This is a genomic window from Xanthomarina sp. (genome assembly GCF_035306705.1).
Taxonomy (GTDB): Bacteria; Bacteroidota; Bacteroidia; order Flavobacteriales; family Flavobacteriaceae; genus Xanthomarina.
Genome location: NZ_DATGNO010000061.1, coordinates 1 through 3248 on the forward strand (window position 1 = coordinate 1; position 3248 = coordinate 3248).

Sequence of the window (3248 nt, forward strand, 5' to 3'; positions counted from 1 at the left end):
GTTATGCTTTTACCGTTAGAATTAGAGCCTTTTAAAGTTAGTTTCTGTTGATCTGAAAGTGTTGCTATAACAGAGTTGGCTATAAATTCCTCTCCAGCTATTCGTGCTTTAAACTGCCCTTCTGCTGCTCCACCGTGATCATCTTCGGGGAAATCACCTTTAATAGGTTCATTTTCACAGGAAATAAATTGAAAGGGAAGGAAGGCTAATAGCATCCCTTTCAAAATATACATTTTCTTCATAAGTAAGTAGTTTGCTTTGTAGTGGACACAAACTTAAACAAAAATTGTTTATTTGATTTTATTTTGAGGCACTCTTAATAATAAAATTAAGCCTATCACAAAAAACAAGACAAGAAACAGGATTGAATTTCGCATACTACCTGTTAATTGATCTATTAGACCATAAATGAGCATCTCTATTACAATCCCTATTTTTTCTGCTACATCAAAAAAACTAAAATATGAAGTAGTGTCTTTGGTTTCGGGTAAAAGTTTTGAATATGTTGAACGGGAAAGTGACTGTATACCGCCCATCACCATTCCTACAACTCCAGCTGTAATATAGAAATGCATAGGTGTATGAATAAAAAAAGCAACAACACAAATCATTATCCAAATCCCATTGATAATAACCAAAACAGGAATATTACCGAATTTTGAAGAAGCACGAGATGCTAAAAGAGCTCCCACCATCGCTACCAATTGGATTATTAAAATACTAGATATAAGCCCGAGTGTTTTTTCATCATCACCTCCCCAATCTATTTCCTGCTCACCAAAATATGTTGCTACCAACAATATGGTCTGAACCGCCATACTATACACGAAAAATGCAGTAAGAAATCTTTTTAAAACTAAATTTTGAACGAGTGAAACTTGAACTTTCTTAAGCTCTTTAAATCCATTGAATAATATTTTAGAAGTAACTTTTCTTCCTTTTATATTTCCTTTAGGTAAATAATAAAAGGTATACTGGCTAAATACAATCCACCAAACTCCAACCGAAACAAAAGAAATCTGCATTGCTTTCATGCTGGCCTCATTCCCTTCTCCCAATCCGAAGAACTCTGGATTTAGAACCATTATCAGATTAAAAATGAGCAGAAGTACGCTACCCACATATCCCCAAGCAAAACCTCGAGCGCTCACTGCATCTTGCTGTTCGGGATAAGCAACATCTGGAAGGTATGAATTATAAAAAACCAAGCTTCCCCAAAATCCTACCAAAGCCAAAAAATAAGAAAGAAGACTAATATGTATATGTTCCAAACTAAAATAATACAGAGCCATACTCGATAGCCCGCCTAAATAGCAAAAGAATTTAAGAAAGAATTTTTTATTTCCAACATAATCTGCTATCCCTGAAAGTAAAGGCGAAATGAAAGCAACCAACAAAAATGCTGCTGCCGTTGTATAGCTAATTAAAGGAGTGCTTCGAATCTCACCGCCAAAAACAAGTACCATATCTACATTGGCGGTTTTAAATAGAGATTGATAGTAAATAGGAAAAATTGCCGAAGCAATTACAAGCGTATAAACCGAATTGGCCCAATCATAAAATGCCCAAGCATTTACAAGTTTCTTACTTCCCTTTGGTAAATTAGGCATACTTTATTTAGTAGTTTAAGGATGCTAAGCTAATAAAATTTCACACTTTAAAAGTCTATTTTCATAACCTAAGAGTAGAAATTACATTTTTATCTTTGTAAATCTGAAAAAACTTAGAGTAAACATAATCTTAATATTTATAGCGAAATAAGCAATTTGAAAGTAGCTTTCTTAAGTAGTGACAAATAAACTTCCTCAGCTTTAAAACCTTTTAATCTTCAGTAGATTAACCTCTATTTATTTTATATTATAAATACAAGATCAAACTTATACTTACATTAATTCATGTTTTTACATTTTAAAATCTTATATTATACTCCTAAATTCAATTACTATATAAATTTATGTTATTTCATTGTTAAGTCTAAATCATTAAAACCAACCAACATGATTATAAGTATTAAAAAAAACCTGATTACCAAATTCATGGTAGGCGCAACTACTTTAGCTATTTTTGCTAGTTGTGTTAATGACCAATCACAGAAAAAGTATACTGATGCCACAGAGATTCCAGTAAGTCGAGAAATGGTTGCTGAACTAACTTCTCCTCCATTTGTTCCAACACCCGTAGGTAAACGAAAAGCTAAAAAGCTTATTGTCGATCTAGAAATCCAAGAACGTGAAGGAGAAATGACAAATGGTGTTAAATATATCTATTGGACATTTGGGGGTACAGTTCCAGGAAGCTTTATTAGAACCCGAGTTGGTGATGAAATAGAGTTTCATCTAAAAAATCATCCAGACAACAAATTGCCTCACAACATTGACCTCCATGCAGTAAATGGACCAGGTGGTGGTGCCGAATCTTCCTTCGTTGCACCAGGACACGAAAAAGTGTTTTCCTTTAAAGTCCTTAACCCTGGACTATATGTTTACCATTGTGCAACAGCACCCGTGGGAATGCATATTGCAAACGGAATGTATGGACTTATTCTCGTTGAACCAGAAGGTGGTTTAGAGCCTGTTGACAAAGAATATTATGTAATGCAAGGTGAATTCTATACAGAAGGCGCCTATGGTGAACGTGGATTACAAGCATTCGATATGCAGAAAGCAATAAACGAAAACCCAGACTACGTTGTGTTTAACGGACACGTTGGTGCATTGACTGGAGATAACGCTATGACCGCAAAAGTAGGTGAAACCGTACGAATGTTTGTTGGAAACGGTGGTCCAAGTCTAATATCTTCTTTTCATATAATCGGAGAAATTTTTGATAAGGTTCATGTTGAAGGAGGTGATTTAATTAATCACAATGTTCAAACAACATTGATTCCTGCTAGTGGAGCAGCAATTGTAGAGTTTAAAGTAGAAACGCCTGGTTCTTTTATTCTTGTTGATCACTCTATGTTTAGAGCTTTCAATAAAGGTGCGCTAGGTATGTTAAATGTTGAAGGAGAAGAAAACAAAAAGGTTTTTGCTGGAGAAATTCACGACGGAATTTATTTACCTGAGGGTAGTACAATTCAGTCTATGCCAAGTTTAGACAGAAAGAAACCAAAAGAAGAAGTTAAAGCACTTAGCTTTGAAGAAAAAATGAAGTTCGGTAAAGACAGGTATATGGCCACATGCGTTGCTTGTCATCAAGCCGACGGTAAAGGGATTGAAGGTGCTTTCCCCCCACTTGCCAATGCAGAC

General features: G+C 35.0%; 3 protein-coding genes. 1 reads left to right on the forward strand and 2 read right to left on the reverse strand.

Annotation, left to right across the window (positions count from 1 at the left end):
- Both VKY47_RS05270 and VKY47_RS05275 read right to left on the reverse strand, forming a co-directional pair.
- A partial coding sequence (locus VKY47_RS05270; protein WP_324310965.1) for a hypothetical protein occupies positions 1–242 on the reverse strand: 242 nt, incomplete at its 3' end.
- 48 nt (positions 243–290) lie between these two features.
- Positions 291–1610 (reverse strand): MFS transporter, encoded by a 1320-nt coding sequence (locus VKY47_RS05275; RefSeq protein ID WP_324310966.1) that lies wholly within the window; start codon positions 1608–1610, stop codon positions 291–293.
- A 387-nt stretch (positions 1611–1997) separates the two neighbouring features.
- Here VKY47_RS05275 and nirK point away from each other — a divergent pair.
- Positions 1998–3248: copper-containing nitrite reductase (gene nirK / locus VKY47_RS05280; protein ID WP_324310968.1), on the forward strand; the 1251-nt coding region annotated here is incomplete at its 3' end.